The 25,396-nt window shown below is 75.1% G+C and carries 21 protein-coding genes; 9 read left to right on the top strand and 12 right to left on the bottom strand.

What is annotated here, in order from left to right; translation table 11 throughout:
* Positions 1-7: 7 nt before the first annotated feature.
* The 5 genes from NT8_RS01790 to NT8_RS01775 form a co-directional block, all read right to left on the bottom strand.
* Positions 8-1,303 (bottom strand): serine/threonine-protein kinase, encoded by a 1,296-nt coding sequence (locus tag NT8_RS01790; RefSeq protein WP_067963394.1) that lies wholly within the window; start codon positions 1,301-1,303, stop codon positions 8-10.
* Between the two features lie 65 nt (positions 1,304-1,368).
* Positions 1,369-2,445 carry an SIS domain-containing protein gene (locus NT8_RS01785; RefSeq protein ID WP_067963392.1) on the bottom strand — a complete coding sequence of 359 codons (1,077 nt, stop codon included), beginning with the start codon at positions 2,443-2,445 and terminating at the stop codon, positions 1,369-1,371.
* Positions 2,446-2,477: 32 nt separating this feature from the next.
* Entirely contained in the window at positions 2,478-2,654 is a 177-nt protein-coding gene (locus NT8_RS28270) for a Trm112 family protein (RefSeq protein WP_084468569.1), read from the bottom strand.
* A gap of 43 nt (positions 2,655-2,697) precedes the next feature.
* Entirely contained in the window at positions 2,698-4,074 is a 1,377-nt protein-coding gene (locus tag NT8_RS01780) for a phosphomannomutase/phosphoglucomutase (protein ID WP_067963389.1), read from the bottom strand.
* A gap of 130 nt (positions 4,075-4,204) precedes the next feature.
* A complete protein-coding gene (locus NT8_RS01775; protein ID WP_067963502.1) occupies positions 4,205-4,606 on the bottom strand; it encodes a DUF3499 domain-containing protein in 402 nt (133 codons plus the stop codon).
* Between the two features lie 155 nt (positions 4,607-4,761).
* On the opposite strand from NT8_RS01775, the gene NT8_RS01770 reads away from it, so the two are divergent.
* Complete coding sequence (locus tag NT8_RS01770) at positions 4,762-5,193, top strand: metallopeptidase family protein (protein ID WP_067963386.1); 432 nt, start codon at positions 4,762-4,764, stop codon at positions 5,191-5,193.
* Positions 5,194-5,310: 117 nt separating this feature from the next.
* Here NT8_RS01770 and NT8_RS01765 read toward each other — a convergent pair whose 3' ends face one another.
* The 4 genes from NT8_RS01765 to NT8_RS01750 form a co-directional block, all read right to left on the bottom strand.
* The gene (locus NT8_RS01765; protein WP_067963384.1) at positions 5,311-6,750 is read right to left on the bottom strand and encodes a DUF5719 family protein; all 1,440 of its coding nucleotides are present in this window, start codon (positions 6,748-6,750) and stop codon (positions 5,311-5,313) included.
* Positions 6,747-9,971, bottom strand: coding sequence for a glycosyltransferase family 2 protein (locus NT8_RS01760; RefSeq protein ID WP_067963381.1), 3,225 nt, complete (start codon positions 9,969-9,971; stop codon positions 6,747-6,749). The genes NT8_RS01765 and NT8_RS01760 overlap by 4 nt, the downstream gene beginning before the upstream one ends.
* A 197-nt stretch (positions 9,972-10,168) precedes the next feature.
* Positions 10,169-10,456: a WhiB family transcriptional regulator gene (locus NT8_RS01755; RefSeq protein WP_067963378.1), complete on the bottom strand. Its 288-nt coding sequence runs from the start codon at positions 10,454-10,456 to the stop codon at positions 10,169-10,171.
* A 227-nt stretch (positions 10,457-10,683) separates the two neighbouring features.
* Positions 10,684-12,000: a hypothetical protein gene (locus NT8_RS01750; RefSeq protein ID WP_157515440.1), complete on the bottom strand. Its 1,317-nt coding sequence runs from the start codon at positions 11,998-12,000 to the stop codon at positions 10,684-10,686.
* A gap of 273 nt (positions 12,001-12,273) precedes the next feature.
* On the opposite strand from NT8_RS01750, the gene cofD reads away from it, so the two are divergent.
* From cofD to NT8_RS01730, 4 genes are all read left to right on the top strand, one after another.
* Positions 12,274-13,248, top strand: coding sequence for a 2-phospho-L-lactate transferase (gene cofD / locus NT8_RS01745; protein WP_067963371.1), 975 nt, complete (start codon positions 12,274-12,276; stop codon positions 13,246-13,248).
* Positions 13,245-14,534: a coenzyme F420-0:L-glutamate ligase gene (locus NT8_RS01740; protein ID WP_067963369.1), complete on the top strand. Its 1,290-nt coding sequence runs from the start codon at positions 13,245-13,247 to the stop codon at positions 14,532-14,534. The genes cofD and NT8_RS01740 overlap by 4 nt, the downstream gene beginning before the upstream one ends.
* A gap of 59 nt (positions 14,535-14,593) precedes the next feature.
* Entirely contained in the window at positions 14,594-16,180 is a 1,587-nt protein-coding gene (locus NT8_RS01735; RefSeq protein ID WP_067963366.1) for a Na+/H+ antiporter, read from the top strand.
* A gap of 115 nt (positions 16,181-16,295) precedes the next feature.
* Complete coding sequence (locus NT8_RS01730; protein WP_067963363.1) at positions 16,296-17,051, top strand: DUF1266 domain-containing protein; 756 nt, start codon at positions 16,296-16,298, stop codon at positions 17,049-17,051.
* 134 nt (positions 17,052-17,185) lie between these two features.
* Here NT8_RS01730 and NT8_RS01725 read toward each other — a convergent pair whose 3' ends face one another.
* The 3 genes from NT8_RS01725 to NT8_RS01715 form a co-directional block, all read right to left on the bottom strand.
* Complete coding sequence (locus NT8_RS01725) at positions 17,186-18,091, bottom strand: citryl-CoA lyase (protein WP_084468568.1); 906 nt, start codon at positions 18,089-18,091, stop codon at positions 17,186-17,188.
* A complete protein-coding gene (locus tag NT8_RS01720; protein ID WP_067963361.1) occupies positions 18,088-19,341 on the bottom strand; it encodes a CaiB/BaiF CoA transferase family protein in 1,254 nt (417 codons plus the stop codon). The genes NT8_RS01725 and NT8_RS01720 overlap by 4 nt, the downstream gene beginning before the upstream one ends.
* A gap of 169 nt (positions 19,342-19,510) precedes the next feature.
* On the bottom strand, positions 19,511-20,293 hold the full coding sequence (locus NT8_RS01715) for an IclR family transcriptional regulator (protein WP_067963358.1): 783 nt from the start codon (positions 20,291-20,293) through the stop codon (positions 19,511-19,513).
* A 331-nt stretch (positions 20,294-20,624) separates the two neighbouring features.
* On the opposite strand from NT8_RS01715, the gene NT8_RS01710 reads away from it, so the two are divergent.
* The 4 genes from NT8_RS01710 (at position 20,625) to NT8_RS01695 (ending at position 25,277) form a co-directional block, all read left to right on the top strand.
* Positions 20,625-21,614: a Bug family tripartite tricarboxylate transporter substrate binding protein gene (locus NT8_RS01710; protein ID WP_067963356.1), complete on the top strand. Its 990-nt coding sequence runs from the start codon at positions 20,625-20,627 to the stop codon at positions 21,612-21,614.
* The gene (locus NT8_RS01705; protein ID WP_067963353.1) at positions 21,611-22,231 is read left to right on the top strand and encodes a tripartite tricarboxylate transporter TctB family protein; all 621 of its coding nucleotides are present in this window, start codon (positions 21,611-21,613) and stop codon (positions 22,229-22,231) included. Before NT8_RS01710 ends, NT8_RS01705 begins: the two co-directional genes overlap by 4 nt.
* Positions 22,232-23,782 (top strand): tripartite tricarboxylate transporter permease, encoded by a 1,551-nt coding sequence (locus NT8_RS01700; RefSeq protein WP_067963349.1) that lies wholly within the window; start codon positions 22,232-22,234, stop codon positions 23,780-23,782.
* A 274-nt stretch (positions 23,783-24,056) separates the two neighbouring features.
* Positions 24,057-25,277, top strand: a complete 1,221-nt coding sequence (locus tag NT8_RS01695) for a glycosyl hydrolase family 18 protein (RefSeq protein ID WP_084468567.1) — start codon at positions 24,057-24,059, stop codon at positions 25,275-25,277.
* Positions 25,278-25,396 lie beyond the last annotated feature (119 nt).

Genomic DNA, 25,396 nt, shown 5'->3' with positions numbered 1-25,396 from the left:
CGGCGGGTCAGCCCAGGGAGACCAGCACCAGGACGAGCACCAGGATGATGATGACGATGAGCACCGCGGGCACGACCCAGCCCTGCGACAGCAGCGGGTCGGACGGCGGAGCGGGGGCCTGCGGCGCGGGCGGCGCCGGGCGCTGCTGCGGGGCGGGCACGCCGCGCCCCTGGTACATCGAGTTGGGGCCCATGGTGGCCGGGCCGGTGACCGGCGGCCGGCGGCCGTGCATGCCGGGGTGCCCGCCGGTGAGGTTGTGGCCGGGCATCTGCGGGCCCATGTGCGGGGGCGGCGGCCGGTACCCGCCCTGCTGCGGGCCGGTGACCGGGCGCTGCGCACCCGAGCCGGGCCCGTAGGGGAACGGGGTCTGCGGGCCGCTGGGGGTCATCGGGGCACGCGCCGGGGGCGGGGTCTGCGGGCCGCTCGGCGGGCGGACCTCGGCGGCGCGCTCGCCCTGGCGCACCACCTCGTCGGTGGACGGCGAGGTGGCGGAGGTGTCGTGGCCGAGCAGCCGCATCAGCAGCGTCTGGGCGTTGGGCCGGCGGGCGGGGTCCTTGTCCAGGCAGGTCTCGACCACCGGGCGCAGGCTGTCGGGGACGCCGTCGAGCGACGGCGGCGCGCTGACCACGCGGTGCACCACGGCGGGCACGCTGTCGGTGCCGAACGGGGCGTTGCCGGTGGAGGCGAACGCCATGACGCAGCCCCAGGCGAAGATGTCGACCTTGTCGGTGATGTTCTGGCCCTCGATCTGCTCCGGCGCCATGTAGGAGGGCGTGCCGACGATCGAGTTGGTCATGGTGGCGGTGCCGTCGACCACGCGCGCGATGCCGAAGTCGATCACCCGCGGGCCGTCGGGGCCGAGGAGGACGTTGCCCGGCTTGAAGTCGCGGTGGACGATGCCCGCCTGGTGGATGGCCACGAGCGCCGTCGCGGTGGAGACGGCGAGCCGCTGGAGCGCCGCGCCCTTGTGCGGGCCGTTGGTGGCGACGGCCTCCTGGAGGGAGGGGCCCGGCACGTACTCGCTGACGACGTAGGGCGGGTCGTCGTCGAGGTTGGCCTCGTGGATGGCCGACGTGCAGAACGACGCGACCTTCTGCGCCGCCCGCACCTCCTTCTCGAAGCGCTTGCGCAGGTCGTCGTCCTGCGACCACTGGTCGTTGAGGACCTTGATCGCGTACTCCTCGCCCTCGCCGTCGCGGGCGAGGTACACCACCCCCTGTCCGCCCTTCCCCAGGCGTCCGACCACGCTGTAGTCGCCGAAAGCGGTGGGATCGCTCGGCGACAGCGACTCGGGACCGGGCATCAGTCTCCTCCAGAGCGGTCGTGGTTGGCGTCAGCGCACGACCAAGGGTAGGGGTTAGCGGGTCATCAGCGGATCGCGCCATACGCCACGGCAAGGTACACAGTGGCGTAATCGGTTAGAGCGATCAAACCGGCCAGGCGTTCCCACGCGTGGCCGTCCGGTGCCGCGGGCTCGCTCACATCCACGCCGCGGGCGCGCGCGGCGGCGGCCGCGTCGGCCAGGTCGGCGGCGGCCTCGGGGGGTTCCGCGGGGTCGCGCAGGAGGACCAGGCGCAGCCGCGTCCCGCCGTCCTCGTCGGGGTCGTCGAAGATCGAGCGGGGCCCGGCGCCGCCGAACGGTCCGTCGGTGGCGGCGAGTTGGTCGAACAGCGCGTCCGGCGGCCGTCCGCACACGGCAGGATAACGGGCCACCGCCATGGCCTGGGAGGCGAAGTAGCGCGCCGCCGCGGCGGCGACCGGGGTGGCGCCCCAGATGACGGGCAGCGTCCCGGCGAGGTCGACGGCCAGCGACTTCGCGGGGTTCTCCCAGGTCTCGGCGTCGGGGCGGCACGCCGCGGCGACCGCCTCCAGCCGGGCGGCGGCGGCCTCGTGGCCGTCGTCGGCGAGGTCGCCCAGGCCGACCGCCGACGCCGCGGTGAGCAGGGCGGCCGCCGGGCCCCACGGGAGGTCGGCGGGGTCGGCCGGTTCGGGCAGCCCGATGTGCGGGGCGCGCGCCTGCTCGGCGAGCGGCGCCAGCGGGCCGCCGACCGGGCCGATGGCGAGGAACCGGCAGCCGCGCCGCACCGCGTCGGCGGCGACGCGGGCGGTGCGTTCGGCCGCCTGGCCGGATGTGGACGCGACGGCGACCACCAGATCGTGCCCGGCGACCCAGCCGGGCAGCCGGTAGTCGCGCACCGTGACGACCGGTACCGGGCATCCGGAGCCGAGGACCGCGGCGGCCATGTCGCCGGCGTGGGCGGCGGTGCCGGTGCCGACGACCACGAGGGAGCGGGGCCGGCCGTCGTCGGCCATGTGCCGCACACCGGACTCGGCGGCCAGCGACCGCCCGGTGCGCAGCCGCGCGGCGGCCGAGGCGCGGCCGCGCACGAGGCCGCCGCCCGCCGCCGGGTCGTCCAGCCTGCGCTCGTCGAACAGCGGCGCCATGGGGTGCTCCCTCCCGCGGCCGGGGCCGGGTGTCAGCCGACCTTGCGGGCCTCGTCGACGAGGAGGACGGGGATGCCGTCGCGGATGGGGTAGGCCAGGCCGCTCTCGTCGCAGACGAGTTCCTGGGCCTCGGCGTCGAGACGCAGGGGGGCCTTGCTCTGCGGGCAGGCCAGGATCTCCAGCAGCCAGTCGTCGATCTTCGGGTTCATGTCGGCCTCTCGCGTTCGGGGTGGTCGGGTACGGGCGGGGTGGTCAGGCGCGGACGATCGCGAGGACCTCGTCGCGCAGCCGGGCCATGGCGTCCTGGTCGGGCGCCTCGACGTTGAGCCGCAGCAGCGGCTCGGTGTTGGAGGCGCGCAGGTTGAACCAGGCGCCGCCGGGGAGCGTGACGGTCAGCCCGTCGAGGTGGTCGGTGGTGACGCCCTCGCGGTCGGCGAAGGCGGCCTCGACGGCGGCGGTGCGCCCGGCCTGGTCGGCGACCTCGGAGTTGATCTCGCCCGAGGCCGCGTAGCGGCTGTACTCGGCGGTGATCTCGGACAGCGGGCGGGAGTCGGCGCCCAGGACGCGCAGCACGTGCATGGCCGCGAGCATGCCGGTGTCGGCCCGCCAGAAGTCGCGGAAGTAGTAGTGCGCCGAGTGCTCGCCGCCGAAGATGGCGCCGGTCTCGGCCATGGTGGCCTTGATGAAGGAGTGGCCCACCCGGGTGCGCACGGGGTTGCCGCCGTGCTCGCGGACGATGTCGGGCACCGCCAGCGAGGTGATGAGGTTGTGGATGACGGTGGCGCCGGGCTCCTTGGCGAGCTCCTGCACCGCCACCAGCGCGGTGATGGCCGACGGCGGGACGGGGTCGCCGTTCTCGTCCACGACGAAGCAGCGGTCGGCGTCGCCGTCGAACGCCAGGCCGATGTCGGCGCCGATCTCGCGCACCCGCGCCTGGAGGTCGACGATGTTGTCGGGGTCGAGCGGGTTGGCCGGGTGGTTGGGGAAGGTGCCGTCCAGCTCGAAGTAGAGCGGGTCGATGCGCAGCGGCAGCGGGTCGAGGTGCTGGTCGCCGAGGACGGCCGGGACGGTGTAGCCGCCCATGCCGTTGCCGGCGTCGACCACCACGGTCAGCGGGCGGCTCCCGGACAGGTCGACCAGCGAGCGCAGGTGCGCGGCGTACTCGGTCAGCAGGTCGCGCTCGGTGATGGTGCCGGCCGGGCCGTCGTGGGCGGGCACACCCTCCTCGGCGTACCGCCGGACGTCGGCCAGGCCGGTCTCGGCGCTGATGGGCGCGGCGCCGGCCCGGCACATCTTGATGCCGTTGTACTGGGCCGGGTTGTGGCTGGCGGTGAACATGGCGCCGGGCACGTCGAGCAGGCCCGAGGCGAAGTAGAGCATGTCGGTGGAGCCGAGCCCGGCCAGGACGACGTCCAGGCCCTGCCCGGTGGCGCCTTCGGCGAACGCGGCGGCCAGCTCCGGCGAGGAGGGCCGCATGTCGTAGGCGACGACGATCCGCCGTGCGCCGTCCGCGCCGCCGACGACGCGGGCGAACCCGGCGCCGATGGCCCGGGCGGTGCCGGCGTCGAGGGTGTCCGGGACGACGCCCCGGACGTCGTACGCCTTGAAGATCTGACCGAGGTCACCCACGAGCTGCTCCGGTTCGATTCGTCGACGGTTCCCGGGCGGCTCCGGCGCGTCCGCCGCGCCCGAGCGCGGTCGGCACCGCCACGGCGCCCGCGAAGTACCAAACTACAAGACGGGCGAGGTGGGCCGCGGGTCAGGCGTCGCGCGACGGGCGCGCGGGCGGCTGGGTGTCGGGGCGCTGCGGCTCGGACTTGACGACGCGCAGGTGGCCGCGGCGGTGGGTCTCGACGCCCTGGCCGACGGGGTGGTGCTTGGCGGCGGGCGGCCGGGCGGCCTCGCGGACCGCGTTGGCCAGCGCCTCCAGGTCGTCGCTGCCGGGCCCGCCCGTGGTGTTGTCGGCGGGCAGCCGGACGACCTCCCAGCCGCGGGGCGCGGTGAGGCGCTCGGCGTGCATGGCGCAGAGGTCGTAGCAGTGGGGCTCGACGTAGGCGGCGAGCGGACCGAGCACCGCCGTGGAGTCGGCGTAGACATAGGTGAGCGTGAAGACTGCTGGCTGCCTGCACGCGGTACGCGAGCAGCGTCGGACAACGCTCACGGGCATTGACTTTAGGCCCTTCCCCGGCCCGGCGCCAGCATCGACCCGATGTGTCCGGACGCGTGTCACCGGACGCGGCGGCACCCGGGCGATCCCGCACCCGTGCCGGGGCTGCACGAAACCCGCGGATGGCATAGTCTCGAACCGTGCGACGAGTGCACCTTCACCGGGCTCAAGCCGAACGCCAACGAGTACGACGCCGAGACCGCCGGGGCCGCGGGCTCCGCGGCCCCTTGGCGCCGCCCGAGATCCCGATCGCCCGCACCAGGGCGCAGGTCTTCGACGACCTCGTCCTCGACGCCGTCGAACGCCTCGAACGCGTGTGGGCACGCGAACTCGCCAACGTGGAGTTCCTGGTCGAGGACGTCCCGCAGGTCCCCCCGGGTGTCACCGCCGACGACGGCATCCCGTTCTCGCGCCTGGAGTCCGCGCGGGCCGGGCAGGCGCGCATCATCGTCTACCGCCGTCCGGTCGAGATCCGCACCAAGGACCCCGAGGAGATGGCCCTCCTGGTCTACGACACCGTGGTCGAGGAGGTCGCCAACCTGCTGGGGTTGGAACCCGAGACCGTCGACCCCGAGACCTGATCCCGGCGGGCGCCCCGTCCGGGCCGCCCGGCCGGCGCCGCGTGCGCGCGGCCGGGGGCGTGTCCGCCGCGCCCGGATCGCCCTTTCCCTCCTCTTCCGCACCGCTCCCGTGGTCCCTCAGGGCACCACGGCCGTCAGGCTGTCGTCGGCGTGCGGCAGCAGCACCTCGGCCGGGGCGGGCGGCGCCGGCCGGGCGGCGGTGCCGCGGTCGCCGCCGGAGCCCCGGGTGAGCACCTGCCCGGCGTAGAGCGGCGACGACCCGGGGTCGGTCTCGACCACCAGCGTGTACCCGCTGTCCGGGGCGTCGACCTCGGGCACGACCACCCGTCCGGGTTCGACCTCCACCACCACCGGCTCCCCCGCCGCGCCCTCGGCGCCGACCGGGGTGACCACCGCCGACGCGGGGCCGTCGAGCGCGGTGAGGGCCAGCTGGGCGCCGGCGCCGTCGGGTACGCCGGGCAGGACGGCGCGGGTGTCGAGCGGGCCGGCCAGCGGGGGCACCGCGCTCGCGTACGCGGTGTCGTCGCCGTCGGCGCGCTCCATGACGACCCCGGCCACCACCGGCCGGTCGGCCTCGACCACCACGGTGCCGGGCTCCTCGCCGAGGGCGGCGGTGATGCCGCGGCTGCTCGCCGCGGCGGGGGGCACGCTCAGGTCGGACAGGTCCTCGTGCTCGGCCTCCCCCTCGGGGGTGATCACCCGCAGCGACGCGGTGACGGGGTCGTCGCCGGGGGCGGCGACGATGAGCCGGCGGGTGCCGCCGCCGTCCGGGACGGCCGGGATGACGTGGCGTTCGGCGGGGGCGGCCGTGGGCGGCACCCAGTCGGCCCCCTCGTCCGTGCGCTCGGCGAACAGCGAGGACGCCACCCGGCCGGCGTTGGTGCGCACGTGCACGGCGACCGAGCCGGTGCCGTCCACCAGGGCGCCCAGGTCGATCTCGGCCTCGCCGTGGGGGTCGACCGCGACGCCGCGGGTGTCGGCGGAGGACGCGGGGCCGTCGGTGGCGTACAGGTCGACGTTGACGGTCGCGGGGGTGGCGTCGACGTTGGCGATCAGCAGCCGCAGGCCCTCCAGCTCGTCGCCGCCGGGCACGGTGAACCAGGTGCTGATGCCGGGTTCGGCGCAGCGGACGGCGGTGGTGTGCGGGCCGTCGTCGCCGACGGTGGTCTGCGCGGCCTCCAGGCCGGACGCCAGGGCGCCCTCGGCGCGCACCACGGTGTGCCGCTCGGCGTCGCCGGTGTCGAGGGTCCACTGCCGCCCGGTCTGCTCGGCGGTGCCCAGCTCGGTCGCACCGGCGGTGTTCTCGGTGACGGTGAGCGCGCCCTCGGACGCGGACCCGGCGGGGGTGAACCCGGCCAGCGTCGAGTCGCGGTCGCCGCCCTGGGGCGGGGGGCACACGCGCAGCGCGGACTCCACCGGGGCCGCCTCGGGCGGGGTGGTGTCGGCGCCGGGGTCGGTGCCGACGCCGCGGGTGACGTGGGCGACCCCGAACAGCGCGGTGAGCGCCACGAGGACCAGGCCCAGCAGGGCGAACCGGTTCTCGACGATGAGCCTCACGACGTGTTCCCCTTCCTGCGGGAGCCGCGGCCGCGGCGGCCCCGGCGGACGCCGCGCGGGCCGGTGCGGACCGCGCGCTCGCCGGTGGAGCGCAGCCGGGAGCGCAGCGAGCGGGGGCGCGGCGCGGGCCGGGACTCCTGCTCGCGGATCTCCTCCTCGGTGCGCACCCCGGGCAGCGCCATGACGACGGTGACCGCGAGCAGCAGCGCCTGGGCGGTCAGCCACGCCCGGTGGGCGGTGTCGGCGCGGGCCAGCTCGACCCGGCCGCCGGAGGCGGGCAGGGCGAAGCCCTGCAGGCCCGCCGCGGTGGGTTCGGCGGCCAGCTCGGTGCCGTCCAGGGTGGCGGTCCAGCCGGCGTCGGCGGGCTCGGCGAGGACGAGGGTGCGGCCCTCGGCCCCGGCGGGCACCTCGGCGGCGGTGCCGCCGGGGCCGGTGGTGAGGACGGCGGCGGGGCCGTCGCCGACCACCCGCAGCCGCCCGGTGGCCTCGTCGGTCCGCCACAGCGCGAACGCGTCGGTGAGCAGCACCCGGGACAGGCCGGGGACCCCGTCGAAGGTGTCGACCATGGTGACGTCGGCGTCGGTGCCGACCTCGGGGCGCGGCAGCAGCACGTAGCCGATGCCCCGGGCGGCGAGGTCGCCGGCCTCGTCGCCGCCGCGGCCGCCCGCGAGCCCGGCGACCAGCCGGTCGAGGTCGTCGGCGACCGGGCCGCCCGCGGGCACCTGCTCCTCGCCGATGCGGGGTTCGGCGCCGCGCAGCACGCTGTAGCGGACGGCGCCGTCGGCGGGCGTCACCACCAGGGTGCGGGCGCCGGTGCCGTCGTCGCCGACGGCCTCCAGGAACCCCGGGACCGTGGATCCGGCGTCGCCCGACAGCGGGCCGTCGACGCCGTTCCACATCCACACGGCCGCCGCCGACAGCGGGGTGGTGAGCGCCAGGGCGGCCGCGCCGGCCGCGGACCAGCGGCGGGCCCCGCCGAGCCGCCACATCTGCCCGAAGGACTGGGCGGTGGTGGCCGCCGACAGCAGCATGGCGGTGGCGGCGAAGGCGAGCGCCACGCCGGGCCAGGCGGGGGCGGGCGGCCCGCCGTAGTAGGGCTCGACCACGATCCGGCTGACGACGATCGCGACGAGGATGCCGAACAGGGCGATGCACCAGCCCACGGCGACGAGCATGCGGCGGCGCAGCAGGAGCAGCGCGCCCAGGGCGGCGAGGAGGAACCCGCCGGTCACCCAGACCGGGGGCCCGCCGGGGCCGCCGGGCGAGAGCATCAGCAGTTCGTACGCCGCCGGGGCGGGGGCCGACAGCTCGGGCCGGTGCAGCCCGGCCTCCAGCAGCCACATCGAGGGGTGCCGCAGCAGGTCCAGCGACCACGGCAGCAGCAGGAGCAGCGGGACGCCCAGGGCGATGGCGACGCTGATGTGCAGGCGCCGCCCCACGTGGCCGAACGCCACCACCACGAGCAGCCCGGTGACCAGGGCCAGCGGCCACACCAGGGGGACGAACGCGGTGCCGATGGCGAGGAAGAGGGCCAGCGCCCAGGCGGCGCGGCGCGACCCGCGCGGCGGCAGCGTGATGATCCTGGTGGCGAGGATGCCCAGGACGGGCAGCAGCGCGTGCACCAGGGCGGTGCCGAGGCGGCCCTGGGCGACGGCGCCGGTGGCCATGGGCAGCAGCGCGTAGGAGCCGGCCATCCACACCTGGGCGGCCTTGGCGTGCAGCACCCGGCGGGCCAGCAGGTAGGCGGTGAACCCGGCGAGGGGGACGCAGCCGAGGAGGATGACGGTGACCGCCAGCCACGGCTTGCCGAACGCCAGGGTCGACAGCAGCGCGAGCAGGCCGACGTAGGGCGGCGCGGGCGAGGCGGCGCCGGCGCCCACGGGGGGCCGGCCCGACAGGTAGAGGTCCCACAGGTCCGCCGCGCCGCCCCACACCGGGGCGAGGGCGCCGCCGCCCAGCCCCTCGCCGAACAGCAGGGAGCGCTCGGCCACCACGGTGACCGCGGTCAGCGCGGCGACGAGCAGCACCCCGGGGTGGGTGAGGGCGCGGCGCAGCAGGGTCTGGTCGTCGCGCAGCGGGTCGTCGTCCTCGGCACGCGGCGGCGCGAGGACCGCCTGGTGGCGGCCGGGGGTGTCGAGGACGCGCGTGGAGCCGGTCAGCACGTTGGCGGTCATGTCGGTGAACTGGCGCAGGGCGACGCCGCGCGCCAGGAACGGCCGGATGGCGCTGTAGGTGCGCCGCCGGTTGCGGCGGCGCCGGAACCGGGCGCGGATCAGCCGCAGCGGCATCACGTAGACGGAGGTGATGGCGACGGCCTCGTCCAGCGCGTTGGCGGGCTGCTTGGCCACGACGTACATCAGCACGCGCAGCAGCGAGGCGATCGAGTTGCGCGCGAACGCGGCGGCCATACCGCCGAACGGCAGGTTGGCCAGCAGCACGAACATGGCGTTGCGGCGGTCGAGCCGGCGCGGGTGGTCGGCGGCGGCCGCGATGCGGCGCCGCCGCCGGGCCGCGGCCTCGGCGTGGTAGGCGACGGCGTCGGTGACGACGAGGACGCGGTGGCCCGCTCCGCCCACCCGCCAGCAGAAGTCGATGTCGTCGCGGAAGATCGGCAGCAGCGGGTCGAAGCCGCCGAGCCGGTCCCACACGTCGCGGCGGACGAGCATCCCGGCGCTGGAGACGGCGAGGACCTGGCGGGTGCCGTCGTGCTGGCCGTGGTCGAACTCGCGGGGTTCGAGCCCGGTCTCGCGGCGGCCGGCGCCGTCGATGGTGACGCCGACCTCGATGAGCAGCCGCCGGTCGAACCAGTCGCGCAGCTTGGGGCCGAGGACGGCGGCGCGCGGGTCGTCGTTGGCGGCGAGGAGGAGGTGCTGGAGGGCGTCGCGGTCGGGGGTGCAGTCGTCGTGGACCAGCCAGATCCACTCGGTGGCGTCGGGGGCGGCGCCGGGGAACGGCGCGCGGGCGCGGGGCAGGTCGAGCGCGGCGCGCACGGCGTCGCCGTAGCCGGTGCGGCGGGGCAGCGAGGCGATCGCGTCGGGCGCGATGAACTCGCCGAGGATGCGCCCGCTGCGGTCGCGGCTGCCGGTGTCGACGCCGACCACGCGCTGCACCGGGCGCGACTGCTCGCGGACCGCCTCCAGCGTCTCGGGCAGCCATCGGGCACCGTCGTGGGTGACGATCACCGCCGTGACGATGTGGCGAGCGGGGTCCAGGGGTAGCACGGCTGGGGTTCGCTCTCGGGGGTTCGGGGTGTGGGCCCAGGCGGCCGGAGTGGGGGGTCGGCCGCCATCGGCAGATCACCCTACGCCACCCGGCGGGGGCGGTGCGCTGGGAGCCGCCGGGGCGGACGGGGCCGGACACGCGTGCGCGCCCCCGGGTGTGGACCCGGGGGCGCGCACGTGGTGTGTCGTACGCCCGGCTACAGCATGTCGGTCAGGAAATCGAAATCCTGGCCGACGGCCTTCTTCAGCCGGCGGCGCTCGCGCTCGGAGAGTCCCCCCCAGATGCCGAAGCGTTCATCGTGCTCCAGCGCGTATTCCAGGCACTCCGCCCGTACCTCGCATGACAGGCAGACCTTCTTCGCCTCCCGTGTGGAGCCGCCCTTCTCGGGGAAGAACGCCTCGGGATCGGTCTGCGCACACAGGGCACGCTCCTGCCAGCCCAGATCTTCGTCTGCGCCGTGCGCCAGCGGGATGACCTCGCTCATGCGCACCTCCTATTGCCCCCCTAGATGACCTCCCCATTCGACCCCCGGGGAGGTGGAATCTCACCAGTGAAATTACACGCGCGCGGCTCGCGATACGTCAAGCGCGCTGCGTGGTAATCCCCTGAATATCATGTAACAAACGGCCAACGGCCGTCCACCTGAGGTCGTTCAGGGGATTACCACGCATTTATCCGGAGTATCCAAAGGGCGCCGGGGGGCTCCCGGGGTCAGCGGCGGTCGTCGTTGCCGTACCAGCCCTGCTGGCCCGCCGACGGGTCGGTTCCGGCCTGTCCGCCCTGGTCAGAGCCGTAGGACTCGCCGTAGCCGGAGCCGTACTGACCGCCGTACTGCGGGCCGGTCTGCGGCCGGTTGGGGTCGGCGGCGCGCTGGTCGTCGGAGTAGTAGGACCCGCCGGGCGTGTCCTGGCGGTGGTCGCCGCCCTGCTCGCCCTCGGTGCCGGCCGGGGTCCCGTAGGCCGACGGGTCGTACTGCCGGCCGTACGACGGCTGCCCGCCGGTGGTGGTGTAGCCGTGCTGCTGGCCCTGCTGCTGGGCGTAGGGGTCCCAGCCCTGCTGCTGCGCCTGCCGGCCCGGGTCGGTGTAGCCGGCCTGGCCCTGCTGGCCCTGCTGCCAGTCGTACTGCTGCTGGTCCTGCTGGGGCTGCTGCGCCTGCTGCTGCCAGTCGTAGCCCTGCTGCCCGCCGGTGGCGGTGTAGCCCTGCTGGTAGCCCTCCTGGCCGGTGCCGGCGGCGTAGCCCTCCTGGCCCTGCGGCCAGCCCTGCTGCTGGGTGTAGCCCTGCTGGGACTGGTCGGCCGGGTAGCCCTGCTGGGTCTGGTCGGCGGCGTAGCCCTGCTGCGCCTGCTGGCCGGGGTCGGTGTAGCCCGCCTGGCCCTGCTGCGCCGGGTCGGTGTAGCCGGCCTGCGCCTGCTGGGCCGACCAGTCCTGCTGCGGGTAGGCCGGCTGCCCGCCGGTGGGGGCGTAGCCCTGCTGCGCCTGCGGCGCGAAGGACTGCTGCGCCCCGGTCTGCGGGGCGAAGGACTGCTGGGCGCCGGTCTGCGGGGCGAAGCCCTGCTGGCCGAACTGCGGGGCGGAGCGCGGGACGCGCACGGGGTCGTTGAGGACGCGCAGCAGGAACAGCCCCGCGAAGACGACGACGGCCAGCTGCCCGGCCACGACGAACAGGTTGCTGAAGCCGGTGGCCATCTCGCCCAGCTCGCCGGACCAGACGAAGCCCATGATGAGGGTCACGACGGCGAGCAGCGCCGCGAGGCCGGTCAGCACCATCGCGATGATCACGATCTGCAGGTTGACCGACGACTTGCGCGGCGCGGTGACGACCAGGGCGACCGCGGCCAGGATCAGCCCGATGATGACCGGGCTGAAGAAGTGCTCCGACCCGTCGCTGTAGAAGTTGCCGGCGACGGAGCCGCCGACACCGCCGGTGCCGAACACGTTGATGAGGCCGCCGAGCATGTGCGCGCCAACGGCGCCGAGCAGCGCCCAGGCGGCGGGTACCCGCAAGCGGTCAAGTGCTTCGTTGTTCAAGAGAGGTTCCCCTCCGCTGCTTCGCCGTCGCGTCGGTGGAAGCTTGGCATATCGTCGGTCGGTCGGGTGAATCGCGCGCGGGCCGCGCGGCGCGGCCGGGGGGAGCCGGGCGGTAGGGGTCGCCCGGTGGGGCGCCGCCGCTGCGGGCGCGGTGTGCCGTGCGGGATCCGGGCGGGCGCCGCCGGTACCGCCGGCCGGACGACCGCTCCGCCGCCCCGCGGATGCGCGGGGCGCGCGGCACATATACGCGGACAGCCTGCCAGACTTGAGCCCATGCGGATAGTCGTACCGGCGGGCGGTATCGGTGGCGCCCGTTTCCTGCGCGGCCTCCAGGCGGCGCTCGGAAGCGGAGCGGACCACCAGGAGAACGAACCGACCATAACGGTCATCGGCAACACCGGTGACGACATCACCCTGTTCGGCCTGCGGATCTGTCCGGATCTGGACACCGTCATGTACACGCTGGGCGGCGGGATCAACGAGGACCAGGGGTGGGGCCGGGCCGACGAGACCTTCACCGTCAAGGAGGAGCTGGCCGCCTACGGCATGCGCCCCACCTGGTTCGGGCTGGGCGACCGCGACGTCGCGACGCACATCGTGCGCGCCCAGATGATGGCCGCCGGCTACCCCCTGTCGGCGGTCACCGAGGCGCTGTGCGAGCGGTGGCGCCCCGGCGTCCGGCTGCTGCCCATGACCGACGACCGGGTCGAGACCCACGTGGTGGTGGACGACGACGCGGGCGGTACCCGCGCCATCCACTTCCAGGAGTGGTGGGTGCGGCACCGCGCCGCGCTGCCCGCCCGCGCCATCGTGGGCGTGGGCGCCGAGGACGCCGCCCCGGCGCCCGGTGTGCTCGACGCGATCGCGGCGGCCGACGTCGTGCTGCTGCCGCCGTCCAACCCGGTGGTCAGCGTCGGGTCCATCCTCAACGTGCCCGGCATCCGCGACGCGCTGACCGCGGCGACCGTGGTCGGGGTCTCCCCCATCATCGGCGGGGCGCCGGTGCGCGGCATGGCCGACGCCTGCCTGGCCGCCATCGGGGTCGAGACCACCGCGCGGGCGGTCGCCGAGCACTACGGGCCCGACCTGCTCGACGGGTGGCTGGTCGACGACGCCGACGCCGGCACCGAGGTCGCGGGCGTCGAGGTGCGCTCCCGACCCCTGTACATGAGCGACCCGGAGGCCACGGCGGCGCTCGCCCGCGCGGCCCTGGATCTGGCACTGGAGCTGAAGGGACGGCGCGGATGACCGCGGAACCGGCGGAACTGACCGTGCGCGGGGTGACCGGCCTGCCGGAGGTGCGGCCGGGCGACGACCTCGCCGCGCTGATCGCCGGCGCCGCCCGCCTCGCCGACGGCGACGTGCTCGTGGTCACGTCCAAGATCGTCAGCAAGGCCGAGGGGCGGATCGTCGTCGGCGACCGCGAGGCCGCCGTCGACGCCGAGACCGCCCGGGTGGTGGCCCGCCGGGGCAGCACCCGCATCGTGCAGACCCGCAGCGGGCTGGTCATGGCGGCGGCCGGGGTCGACTCCTCCAACGTCGAGCCCGGCCGGGTGCTGCTGCTGCCCGAGGACCCCGACGCGTCGGCGCGCCGGCTGCGCGCGGCGCTGCGGGAGCGCACGGGCGTGCGGGTGGCGGTCGTGGTGAGCGACACGTTCGGCCGCCCCTGGCGCACGGGGCAGGTGGACGTCGCCATCGGCGCCGCGGGCCTCGACCCGCTGCACGACCTGCGCGGCACCACCGACACCCACGGCAACGTGCTCGACGTGACCGTGGCCGCGGTGGCCGACGAGATCGCGTCGGCGGGCGAGCTGGTCAAGGGCAAGGCGTCGGGCGTGCCGGTGGCGGTGGTCCGCGGCCTGGGGCGCCTGGTCACCGACGGCGACGGGCCCGGGGCGGCCGCGCTGGTGCGCCCCGCCGACCAGGACCTGTTCCGCTACGGTTCGCGCGACGTCGTCCCGGCCCGGCGGACCGTGCGCGAGTTCACCGCCGACCCGGTCGACCCCGAGGCGGTGCGCCGCGCGGTCGCGGTGGCGGTCACCGCGCCCGCCCCGCACCACACCACGCCGTGGCGGTTCGTCCTGGTGGAGTCCGCCGACGTCCGCACCGAGCTGCTCGACGCCATGCGCGACGCGTGGGTGGCCGACCTGCGCCGCGACGGCTTCTCCGAGTCCTCCATCGCCAAGCGGGTCCGCCGCGGCGACGTGCTGCGCAACGCCCCGTACCTGGTCGTGCCGTGCCTGGTGGCCGACGGCGCGCACCCCTACCCGGACGAGCGGCGGGCCGACGCCGAGCGCTCCATGTTCCTCGTCGCCATGGGCGCCGGGGTGCAGAACCTGCTGGTCGGGCTGGCCATGGAGGGCCTGGGGTCGGCGTGGGTGTCGTCCACCATGTTCTGCCCCGATGTGGTGCGCCGCGTCCTGAAGCTGCCGGACGACTGGCGGCCCATGGGGTCGGTGGCGGTGGGGCACGCCGCGGCGCCGCCGCGCGACCGGCCGCCGCGCCCGGCCGAGGCGTTCATCGAGGTGCGCTGACCGCGCGCCCGGTCCGGCCGGTCCGGGCCGGGCGCGTCCGACGGTGCTGAGGGGGGCCGATGTCGGACGACGAGTACATCCTCGCGGGGCTGCTGATCGTGCTGGTGGTGCTGGCGGGCCGGACGCTCGCGGGGCGGCTGCGCGTCCCGGACGCGGTCGTGCTGGTCGCGCTGGGGTTCGCGGTCAGCTTCCTGCCGGGGATGCGGGAGATCCACGTGTCTCCGCACGTGGTGCTGCTGGTGTTCCTGCCGCCGCTCATCTACAACGCGGCGTTCTTCTCCTCGCCCCGGGACATGCGCGCCGAGGCGCGGCCCATCATCGCGCTCGCCGTGGGGATGACGCTGGTCAGCGCGTTCGCCATCGCCGCGGTCACCTACGTGATCCTGCCCGACACGGCGTGGCCGGCGGCGATCGCGCTGGGGGCGGCGGTGGCGCCCACGGACGCGGTGGCGGCGTCGGCGGTGCTCAAGCGGGTGGGGGCGCCGCGCCGGGTACTCACCGTCCTGGAGGGCGAGAGCCTGATCAACGACGGGGTCGCGTTGACCCTGTTCAGCCTGGCCGTCACGGCGATGGTCACGCCGCTGACCCCGGCGGCCGGGGCGCTGGAGCTGGTGAAGGTCGTCGCGGGGGGCATCGCCTACGGGGCGGTGGTGGCGCTGGCCATCACCTGGTCGCGGCGGCGGCTGCGCGACGGCAACACCCAGCTCGTGGTGTCGCTGGTGACCCCGTTCGTCGCCTACATCCCCGCGGAGATGCTCGGGTTCTCCGGGGTGCTGGCCGCGGTCGTCGCCGGGTTCTACCTGGGGACGCGGGGTGAGGGCATCCTGCCGCCCCGGGTGCGGGTCACCGGGCGCACGGTGTGGCAGGGGCTGGTGATGCTGCTGGAGTCGGTGCTGTTCGTGCTGCTCGGGCTGCAGCTGCACGAGGTGTTCGAGGGCGTGGCCGGGGTGCCGACCGGGCACCTGGTGTTCGGCGCGGTGGCGGTGATCGCGACGGCGGTGCTGGTGCGGCTGGTGTGGCAGATCTGGGTGACCCCGGTGATGCGCTACCTGCCGGGGCGCCTGGGCATGGACCCGGGGTCGGTGCGCGACCGGGTCATCATCGGGTGGAGCGGGATGCGCGGGGCGATCTCGCTGGCCATCGCGCTGTCGCTGCCGCTGTCCATCGGCGAGGAGGAGTTCACCGACCGCAGCGTGCTCCTCTTCCTGGCCGCGGCGGTCGTGCTGGCCACCCTGGTGGGGCAGGGCACCACGCTGCCGCTGGTGCTGCGCCGACTGGGCGTGCCCAAGGAGGAGGGGCACCGGGCGGAGGTCGCCTCGGCGGAGGTCGCCATGGGGCGGTCCGCGCTGACCCGGATCGACGAGCTGCTGTCGGACGGGCTGGTGGACGAGCAGACCGCCGAGACCTACCGGCAGATGCACAAGCTGCGGGTCCGGCAGTCGCGGGCGCTGCTGGAGAGCGAGCCGGAGCAGCGCCCGGCGGCGCGGCGGCGGGTGCGCGGGGCGGCCTTCCTGCGCCACGAGATCTCCCGGGCGCAGCGGGAGGCGCTGAACCGGATGTACCGCAACGGCGACATCGGCCACGAGGTGTTCCAGGCGCTCCAGCGCGAACTCGACGTCCGGGAGCCGCACCGGCCGCAGCCGTGACGGCGATTACGCCGTTCGTCAGCATTGGACTGGTCAGATAGATTTCGTCCCGCATCTGACCATTTCCGCCGCCGGGCGGCCGCCGCGCCGGGGGCGCGTCTTCCACGGGGACACCATGGCCGACCTCCCGGAGCTCATCGCGGACCCCTACGGCCCGTTCCACGGGCCGCTGGCCCACGCCTTCGCCTGCGCCGTGCACATCGCGGTCGACAGCGGAGCCCCGTGGAACGCGGTGGACCGCGGCTGCGCGTGCTGCGACGCGAAGCGGAAGCGGAAGACCCTCCAGGAGGACTGGGGGATCGCGTCGAGCGACGACTGGCGCAAGCAGCAGGAGGCCCTGCTGGACGAGGACGGCAGCAACGGGGTGGCGGCCATGCTGCTGAGCCTGCGGACGGGGCTCGCCCGGCAGTACGGCCGGGCGGTCGACGCCCGCACGTGGCGCGAGGCCATCAAGGCGTGGAGCGCGCAGGCCGGACACGACGTCGCGGTCTACCAGCGGCTGCTCGGCGAGGCCGGGATGATCCTCGACTACGAGAAGCGCTTCATCGCCGACGGCCTGCTGCCGCCCGGCACGTTCGTGACGAGCATCAACGCGTGGGACTCCGGGCGCGGCGCCAACATGGCGCGGTGGGGGGTGCACTGCCGGTACACCGACCTGCCGACGTCGCAGTGGTACGCGGTCCGCGCGAGCGAGGTGGCCCGCCGCAACCACGCGTCGTGGACGGACTTCTCGGCGGGCTACATCCTCGGCCGCTGCCTCCACTTCGACCAGGGCGAGTTCGGCTGGCGCTACACCGACGCCCTGGCCGTCCACCGCGTGATGACCACCCACCCCCAGAGCCCGTGGCTCAACATGCCCTTCCACATCTGACCCGCCCCAAAGGGATCACATCCGCCCGGCCCGCACCCCGGCCCTGACGCCCGCTTCGATGATCTCGACGTCATCGGGCGATGGGAGCGGTCCCCGACCCCGATGACGTCGAGATCGACGGGGGAAGGGTCGGGTCAGGAGGGGTAGGGGCGGGGGGCGGGGCCGGTGTAGGTGGCGCGGAGGGGGCGGGGGATCGGGCCCTTGATGCGGGCGCCGCTCTGGCGCTCCTCCCAGGCGTGGGCGAGGATGCCGACCGAGCGCGACAACACGAACAGGCCCCGGCCCAGCTCGGGGGCGAAGCCCAGTTCGCCGTAGACCACGGCGGTCGCGCCGTCGATGTTCATGGGCACCGGGCGCTCCCGGCCCTCCGCGAGCGCCGCCTCCAGAGCGAGGCCCGCCGCCAGGTGGGCGCCGGGCACCGCGCCCGCCGCTGCGGCCCGCTCCACGAGCCCGAGCAGCGGGTCGCGGCGCGGGTCGCGCGGGTGGAACCGGTGGCCGAAGCCCGGCACGTACCGCTTCTCGGCCCGGTACCGGGCGACGATGTAGCGCGCCGCCTCGGCCGGGTCCTCCCTCTCGGCGGCGCGCCGCACCAGGTCGGCCAGGACCTCCATGCACTGCTGGCCCGCGCCCCCGTGGACGTCGCCCAGCAGGTTGACGCCGGTGGCGACCGCGTTGTTCAGCCCGGTCCCGCAGGTGGCGGCCATGCGGGCGGCGGCGATCGACGGCGCCTGCGGGCCGTGGTCGACCGACGCCACCAGCGCCGCCTCCAGCAGCGCCGACTCCTCGGGGCCGGGCACCTCGCCGCGCAGCATCAGCCACACGGTGTCCACGAAGGACGCCTCGCCGATGAGGTCCGCGACCGCGTAGCCGCGCAGGTCGATCTCGCCCGGCGCGATGCGGGTGATGCCGGTCCGCCACCAGCCCTCGACGTCGGCGACGGGGATCGCCGGCCCCTGCGGGGCGCCGGTGCGCGGCCCGGCCGGGTCGGTGCTCGCCGCGTCCGCCGGGTTGGACCCGCCGGGGATGCCGTGTCCGCTCATACCACTCCGTCCTCGTGCAGGGAGTCGATGTCGTCGCCGGTGAAGCCGAGTTCCGCGAGGATCTCGCGGGTGTGCTCGCCCAGCAGCGGCGGGGGCGTGCCGGGGCCGGCGGCGCGGCCGTCGACCCGGACGCCGCTGCCGAGCACGCGCAGCGGCCGGTCGCGGCCGCCGGGGAAGCCGAGGTCGTGCACCAGTCCGCGCTCCGCGATCTGGTCCAGCTCCAGCACGTCGGGGACGCCGAGCACCCGCGCCGCCGGGACCCCGGCGGCCGACAGGCGCTCCTCCCACTCCAGGGCGGAGCGGGCGGCCAGTCCGGCCTCCAGCTCCGCGCGCAGCGCCGCCCGGTGCGCCTTGCGGTCCTCGCGGTCGGCGAAGCGGGGGTCGTCGACCAGTTCGGGGCGGCCGACCTCGCGGCACAGCACGGCGAACTGCTCCTGCTTGTTCGCCGCGATGTTGAGGTCCCCCGCCCCGGTGCTGAACGTGCCCGAGGGGGCGGCGGTGGCGTTCTCGTTGCCCATGGGCGTCGGGGCGGTCCCGGCGATGAGGTGGTTGGAGACCGCCCACCCCATGGCGGTGACCGCGGTCTCCAGCATGGACACGTCCACCTGGCCGCCCTCGCCGGTGCGCTCGCGGCGGACCAGCGCGGCGCAGACGGCGAACGCGGCGGCCAGGCCGCCGAGCGTGTCGGCGATCGGGTACCCGGCGCGCAGCGGGGCGGTCTCGGGGGTGCCGGTGGTGGCCATCATGCCGGACAGGCCCTGGATGATCTGGTCGTAGGCGGGCCGATCGCGCAGCGGACCGGTCTGGCCGAACCCGGAGACCGCGCAGTAGACCAGGCGCGGGTTCAGTTCGCGCAGCCGGTCGGGGCCGAAGCCGAGCCGGGCCAGGACGCCGGGCCGGAAGTTCTCCAGCAGCACGTCGGCGCCGGAGACGAGCCGGGCCAGGACCTCGCGGCCCCGCTCGGCCTTGAGATCGAGGGTGAGGGAGCGCTTGGCGGCGTTCTGGGCGAGGAAGCTGGCGCCGAGCAGGTCGGCGTTGAGGCCGGGGTCGGCGCCCAGGCGGCGGGCGAGGTCGCCGGAGCCCGGCATCTCGACCTTGACGACGTCGGCCCCCATCAGCGCGAGCTGGTAGCCGGCGAACGGCCCGGCGAGCACGTTGGTGAGGTCGAGCACGCGGACGCCGTCGAGCAGCCCGGCGGGCCCGGCCGGGCCGGGGGCGGCGGGCGGCTCCGGGTCGGTGGACGCGGTCATCGGTTCCCTTCCTCGGGCGGGGTGGTCGCGGTGCGCGCCGCCCCCGCAGCGGGCGGCGCGGACCCGGGGGCGGCGGGCGCGGTGGGAGTCCCGCTGCGGCCGCCGGGCCGGAAGGCGCCGGTGGCGCCGGTGCGGCGCGGACGGCCCGCGCGGCGGGCGGGCGGGGCGGTCATCGGGGGTCCCCCGCCGGGCCGAAGGCCGGGGTGAGGCCGATGTCGGTGATGCGCCGGCCCGCGCGGACGGCGGCGGCGGTGAACTCGGTGACGGCCTCGGGGGTGAAGCGGGCGGTGGGGCCGCCCAGGGCGATGGCGGCCTGCACCCGGCCGTCGGGGTCGAGCACGGGCGCGGCGACACCCGACGCGCCGACCTCCCGCTCGCCGTGGCTGACGGCGTGGCCGTCGCGGGCGGCGCGGGCCACGGCCTCGCGCAGCCCCTCGGCACGGCGGGCGCCGTCCGGCGAGGCGGCGGCGACCCGGCGGAGCAGGGCGTCGTCGGCGCCGACGAGCAGCACCCGGGCGGCGGCGCCGGCCCACAGCGGCAGCTCGGCGCCGACCGTGATGATGTGCCGCAGGGCGTGCGGCCCCTCCTCCTGGGCGACGCAGACGCGGGAGGCGTCGGTGCGCACGTAGAGGTTGGCGGTCTCGGCGGTCTCGGCGACGAGTTCGCGCATGACCTGGCGGACCGCCTCGGGCACCTCCCAGGCGGCGCGGGCGAGGGCGGCCCAGCGCAGCAGGCCGGGGCCGACGCCGATCCGCCCGTCGGGGCAGGTCCACAGCAGGCCGCGCCGCTCCAGGGTGCCGACGAGGCGGAGCACCGTGGTCTTGGCCAGCCCGCTGCCGTCGGTGAGTTCGCGGATGGTGCGGCGCTGGTGCCGTTCGTCGAACTGGGCCAGCACGTCGAGGGCGCGCACCACGCTGCGCACCCCGGTGTCGGCGTCGCCGTCGGTGACCACCGGTCCACCTCCTCAGGTCCGTTGTGCAGACCTTTCCTACCACCTGGTGGACCGGATCGGAAGCGCTCCACCGCCGCCCGAGGGCCGTCCGGCGGTCGACGCCGAGGTCCGGGGGTGGATGCGGTGATCGACGAACGAAAGGTTCATCATGATCAAAAGGACCAAAACATTTACGTCAGGGCAACGTATGCGTCATGCTCACGAAATCTGGGCGGATGCGACCTGCGTCACTGGGGGGTGCGGCGGCCCGCACACCCGCGCTCGGTCGGCCGATCGACCGGCGGACCGCAGGGTCCGCACAGTGGACCGCGATGAGGGAAAGAGCGACCTGATGAGCAAGCAGCGGATTCTGCGCGCCGTGGGCGCGGCGGCCGCGGCCGTCGTCGTCGGCGCGGCGGTGGTCAACGCCGCGCAGACCGGCGAGGACACCTCCGAGGCCCGCAACCGCCTGACCGTTATCGTGCCCGCCGCGCCGGGCGGCGGCTGGGACCTGGTGGCCCGCGAGTCGCAGAACGCCTACCGCGAGGGCGACATCGTCGCCAACACGCAGGTGGTCAACGTCCCCGGAGCGGGCGGCACGATCGGCCTGGCGCAGACGGTGCGGCTGGAGGGCAGCGCGAACACCCTGATGGTGACGGGCACCGTGATGATCGGCGGCATCGTCGTCAACAACTCCTCGCACTCGCTGGAGGACGTCACCCCGATCGCCCGGCTGGCCGACGACTACGAGGTGGTCGTCGTCCCCGCCGACTCCCCCTACCAGGACATGGGCGACCTCACCGAGGCGTGGCGGGAGGACCCCGGCGCCCTGGCCATCGGCGGCGGTTCGCTCGGCGGCACCGACCACCTGCTCGCCGGCATGATCGCCCGCGACATCGGCTCCGACCCCCAGGACGTCAACTACATCCCGTTCGCGGGCGGCGGCGAGGCCCTGACCTCCCTGCTGTCCGGCAGCGTGGACGTGGGCATCAGCGGCTACAACGAGTTCAGCGACCAGATCGCCGCGGGCAACGTGCGGGCGCTGGCGGTCTCCGCCGAGGAGCGCGTGCCCGGCATCGACGTGCCCACGCTGGCCGAGCAGGACATCGACGCGGTGCTGCCCAACTGGCGCGGCGTCATGGCGCCCCCCGGCATCACCGAGGAGGAGCGCGCCCACCTCACCGAGATCGTGACCGAGATGCACGACACCCCGGAGTGGGCGGACACCCTGGAGCGCAACCGCTGGGACGACACCTTCCAGACGGGCGAGGAGTTCGACACCTTCCTCACCTCCGAGATCGAGCGGATCACCGCCGTCACCGAAGAACTGGGACTCTCATGAGCACCGACACCACCCCCGGCGCACCGCCGGCCTCCCCCGATGCGCGCCCCTCCTGGTGGCGGGGGCGCAGCGAACTGCTGGTCGCCGCCCTGGTGCTCGCCATCGCCGCGTTCCTCGCGGTGCAGACCGCCACCATGCCGGTGCCGCCCGGCACCGAGTCGCCCGGACCGCGGTTCTTCCCCGCGCTCGTCACGATCTTCATGTTCGGCACGGGCCTGGCCCTGGTCGTGGAGGTCGTGCGGAAGCCCGCGCGCCCGGCCGCCAATACCGGCGCCCCCGCCGGGACCGCCCCGGCCGACCCCCCGGCGGGCGCCGAGGCGGCCGCCGAGGCCGGGCTCGCCGCAGCCGCGGGCGACGACCGCACCGGCGAGCGGCTCGACTGGCGGACCATCGGCATCGTGCTGGCGTCCCTGGTCGCGTTCGCCCTGCTGCTCCAGCCCGCGGGCTGGATCATCTCGGCGGCCCTGCTGTTCTTCGGGGTCTCCTACGCCATGGGCAACCGGCGCTACGTGTTCGACGCGGCGGTCTCCCTGGTGTTCTCCTCCTTCATCCAGCTCGCTTTCGTCGCCGGCCTCGGGCTGAACCTGCCGGCCGGCATCCTCGGAGGCATCCTCTAAATGGACGCGCTCGATCACCTCATGACGGGGTTCGGCCACGCGCTGACCCCCGAGAACCTGCTGTGGGCGCTGCTCGGCGTCGTGCTCGGCACGGCCGTGGGCGTGCTGCCCGGCCTGGGTTCGTCGATGGCCGTGGCCCTGCTGCTGCCGGTCACCTTCCAGCTCGACCCGACGGGCGCGTTCATCATGTTCGCGGGCGTCTACTACGGCGGCCTGTTCGGCGACTCCACCGCCGCGATCCTGATGAACACGCCGGGGCAGAGCTCGGCGATCGCCACCACGTTCGAGGGCCACAAGATGGCGCTGCGCGGGCGCGCCCCGCAGGCGCTGGCCACGTCCGCGATCGGCGCGTTCGTCGGCGCGATCCTGTCGACGGCGCTGGTGGCGTTCTTCTCGCCGTGGATCATCGCCCTGGCGCTGCGGTTCGGCCCGGCCGAGTACTTCGCGCTGGCCGTGTTCGCGTTCATCGCCACCTCCGCGGTGGTGTCGCACTCCCTGGTACGCGGCCTGGTGGCGCTGGGCATCGGCCTGACGATCTCGCTCGTCGGCATCGACACCCTCAGCGGGGCGGAGCGGTTCACGCTCGGCGTGCCGCAGCTGTTCGAGGGCTTCAGCATCATCACGGTGACCGTCGCCCTGCTGGCGGTCGGCGAGGTGCTGCACGTGGCCGGCCGGGTGCACACCGACAACGCCCCCGCGTCGCCGCCGCGGCGCACCGGCACCCCGTGGCTGAAGGGCGCCGACCTGCGCCGGACGGTCCCGGCGTGGCTGCGCGGCACCGTGTTCGGCGTGCCGTTCGGCGTCATCCCCTCGGGCGGATCGGAGATCCCGACCTTCCTCGCCTACGGCGCCGAGCGCAAGCTGGCGGCGCGGCGGGCCCGCAAGGGCGGCCGCCCCGACGAGTTCGGCGAGGGCGCGATCGAGGGCGTGGCGGCCCCCGAGGCGGCGGGCAGCGCCACCGCGGGCACCGCGATGGGCGCCCTGCTGGGGCTGGGCCTGCCGACGTCGGCGACGGCGGCGATCATGCTGGCGGCGTTCCAGCAGTACGGCATGCAGCCGGGTCCGCTGCTGTTCGAGCGCAACGGCGACCTGGTGTGGGCGCTGCTGGCCAGCCTGTTCATCGGCAGCGTCATGCTGCTCATCCTCAACCTGCCGTTCGCGCCGCTGTGGGCGAAGCTGCTGCTGATCCCCAAGCCGTACCTGTACGCGGGCATCACGGTGTTCTCGTCGCTGGGCGTGTACGCGGCCAGCTCCTCCATCACCGACCTGTGGCTGATGCTGCTGCTGGCGCTGGCGGGGCTGATGATGCGCCGCTACGACATCCCCCTGGCACCGGTGCTGATCGCGGTCATCCTGGGCCCGGTGGCCGAGGCGGAGCTGCGGCGCGCACTCCAGGTCGGGCAGGGCGACGTGACCGTGCTGGTGGACAGCGGGATCACGGTCGGCATCTACGCCCTCCTGCTGGTCATCGGCGCCGTGGTCGCCATCGGCCGGGTGCGGTCCCGGCGCGCGGCCAAGGCCGCCGAGCGCGCGACGGCGGTCACCGGCTGATCCCCCGGGCGGACGCCGCCGCCGGCCCGGTCCCCGCTGCGGGGGCCGGGCCGGCGGCGTTCCGGGCCCGGTCGTCGACGGCGCGCGACCACCCCGCTGCGGCGCGTCTACTGCAAACTTTCCTTCCCGTTCCATTGACGCCACGCCGACGTTCTTTTAGGTTTCTTAACAATTCGAGACGGCCTGATCCGGACCACAAGGACACCGGCAGCGCGCGGCCGGGCGTCCGCCCCGTACTCCCCCGACGGAACCCCGGACCCTAGGAGCACCCCCCGTGCACGCTCCCGCCCGACGCAGACTCCCGCACGCGCTGGCCGCCCTCCTGCTGCTCGCGGCCGGGCTGCTGGCCGCCGCGGCCCCCGCCGCCGCCGAACCCCGGGCCGACGCCCCCGCCGCTGCCGCCCCCGGCGACCAGTGGCTCACCGGCTACTGGCACAACTTCGACAACGGGTCGACCACGCTGCCCATCAGCGAGGTCCCGACCGCCTACAACCTCATCGCCGTCGCCTTCGCCGACAACCTCGCCGGCACGCCGGGCGGCATCACCTTCAACCTGGCCGGCGCCGAACTCGGCGGCTACACCGAGCAGGAGTTCAAGGACGACATCGCCGCCGCGCAGGCCCAGGGGCGCAAGGTCGTCATCTCGGTCGGCGGCGAGCGCGGCCACGTCAACGTCACCAACGCCACCGAGGCCGCGAACTTCGCGAACACCACCTACGCGCTCATGCGGGAGTACGGGTTCGACGGGGTCGACATCGACCTCGAACACGGCATGAACGCCCAGTACATGGAGCAGGCCCTGCGCTCGCTGCGCTCCCAGGCCGGGGCGGACCTCATCATCACGATGGCCCCGCAGACCATCGACTTCCAGGCGCCCACCTACGCCTACCACCAGCTCGCCCGCGGCATCGCCGACATCCTCACCATCGTCAACATGCAGTACTACAACTCCGGGTCGATGATGGGCTGCGACCAGCAGGTCTACAGCCAGGGCACGGTGGACTTCCTGACCGCCCAGGCGTGCATCCAGCTGGAGCTGAACCTCCGCCCCGACCAGGTGGGGCTCGGCCTGCCGGCGGTGCCCTCGGCCGCCGGCGGCGGGCACCAGTCGACCGCCAACGTCATCCGGGCGCTGGACTGCCTGGAGTCCGGGGTGAACTGCGGGGCGTTCCGGCCCGCCGAGCCCTACGGGCCCATCGGCGGCGTGATGACCTGGTCCATCAACTGGGACGCCACCAACGGCTACCGGTTCGCCGCCGACATCGGCGCCCGCCTGGCGACCGGCAGCCCCGACCCGGGCGACCCCGACCCCGGCGACCCCGACCCGGGCAACCCGGGCGACTGCACCGACCCGGCGTGGAGCGCCACGGCCGTCTACACCGGCGGGGCCCGGGTCTCCTACAACGGCGCCGTCTACGAGGCCCGGCACTGGACGCAGGGCGACACCCCCGTCCACAGCGCCTGGGGCCCCTGGCGCGAGATCGGCCCCTGCTGACCCGCTGACCCTCCGGCCCCGGGCCGCCGACCCGCTGACCGCCGACCCCCTCCGCCCCTCCCCTCCGCGTCCCCCACGGAGGGGCGGCGTGCCGCCCCCGCCGCTCCGCGCGGCGGGGG

This window comes from Nocardiopsis trehalosi NBRC 14201 (assembly GCF_001552555.1).
GTDB classification, from domain to species: Bacteria; Actinomycetota; Actinomycetes; order Streptosporangiales; family Streptosporangiaceae; genus Nocardiopsis_B; species Nocardiopsis_B trehalosi.
The sequence above is the reverse complement of the archived record's forward strand: the minus strand, read 5'-3'. Positions and strand labels throughout refer to the sequence as shown.

What these genes read in the sequence shown, in the direction of transcription:
- NT8_RS01735 (WP_067963366.1), top strand. Translation starts at nt 14,594, where the DNA reads ATGTCGGACGACGAGTACATCCTCGCGGGGCTGCTGATCGTGCTGGTG.
- NT8_RS01790 (WP_067963394.1), bottom strand. Translation starts at nt 1,303, where the DNA reads ATGCCCGGTCCCGAGTCGCTGTCGCCGAGCGATCCCACCGCTTTCGGC.
- NT8_RS01720 (WP_067963361.1), bottom strand. Translation starts at nt 19,341, where the DNA reads ATGACCGCGTCCACCGACCCGGAGCCGCCCGCCGCCCCCGGCCCGGCC.
- NT8_RS01725 (WP_084468568.1), bottom strand. Translation starts at nt 18,091, where the DNA reads ATGAGCGGACACGGCATCCCCGGCGGGTCCAACCCGGCGGACGCGGCG.
- NT8_RS01740 (WP_067963369.1), top strand. Translation starts at nt 13,245, where the DNA reads ATGACCGCGGAACCGGCGGAACTGACCGTGCGCGGGGTGACCGGCCTG.
- NT8_RS01755 (WP_067963378.1), bottom strand. Translation starts at nt 10,456, where the DNA reads ATGAGCGAGGTCATCCCGCTGGCGCACGGCGCAGACGAAGATCTGGGC.
- NT8_RS01700 (WP_067963349.1), top strand. Translation starts at nt 22,232, where the DNA reads ATGGACGCGCTCGATCACCTCATGACGGGGTTCGGCCACGCGCTGACC.
- NT8_RS01730 (WP_067963363.1), top strand. Translation starts at nt 16,296, where the DNA reads ATGGCCGACCTCCCGGAGCTCATCGCGGACCCCTACGGCCCGTTCCAC.
- NT8_RS01705 (WP_067963353.1), top strand. Translation starts at nt 21,611, where the DNA reads ATGAGCACCGACACCACCCCCGGCGCACCGCCGGCCTCCCCCGATGCG.
- NT8_RS01710 (WP_067963356.1), top strand. Translation starts at nt 20,625, where the DNA reads ATGAGCAAGCAGCGGATTCTGCGCGCCGTGGGCGCGGCGGCCGCGGCC.
- NT8_RS01785 (WP_067963392.1), bottom strand. Translation starts at nt 2,445, where the DNA reads ATGGCGCCGCTGTTCGACGAGCGCAGGCTGGACGACCCGGCGGCGGGC.
- NT8_RS28270 (WP_084468569.1), bottom strand. Translation starts at nt 2,654, where the DNA reads ATGAACCCGAAGATCGACGACTGGCTGCTGGAGATCCTGGCCTGCCCG.
- cofD (WP_067963371.1), top strand. Translation starts at nt 12,274, where the DNA reads ATGCGGATAGTCGTACCGGCGGGCGGTATCGGTGGCGCCCGTTTCCTG.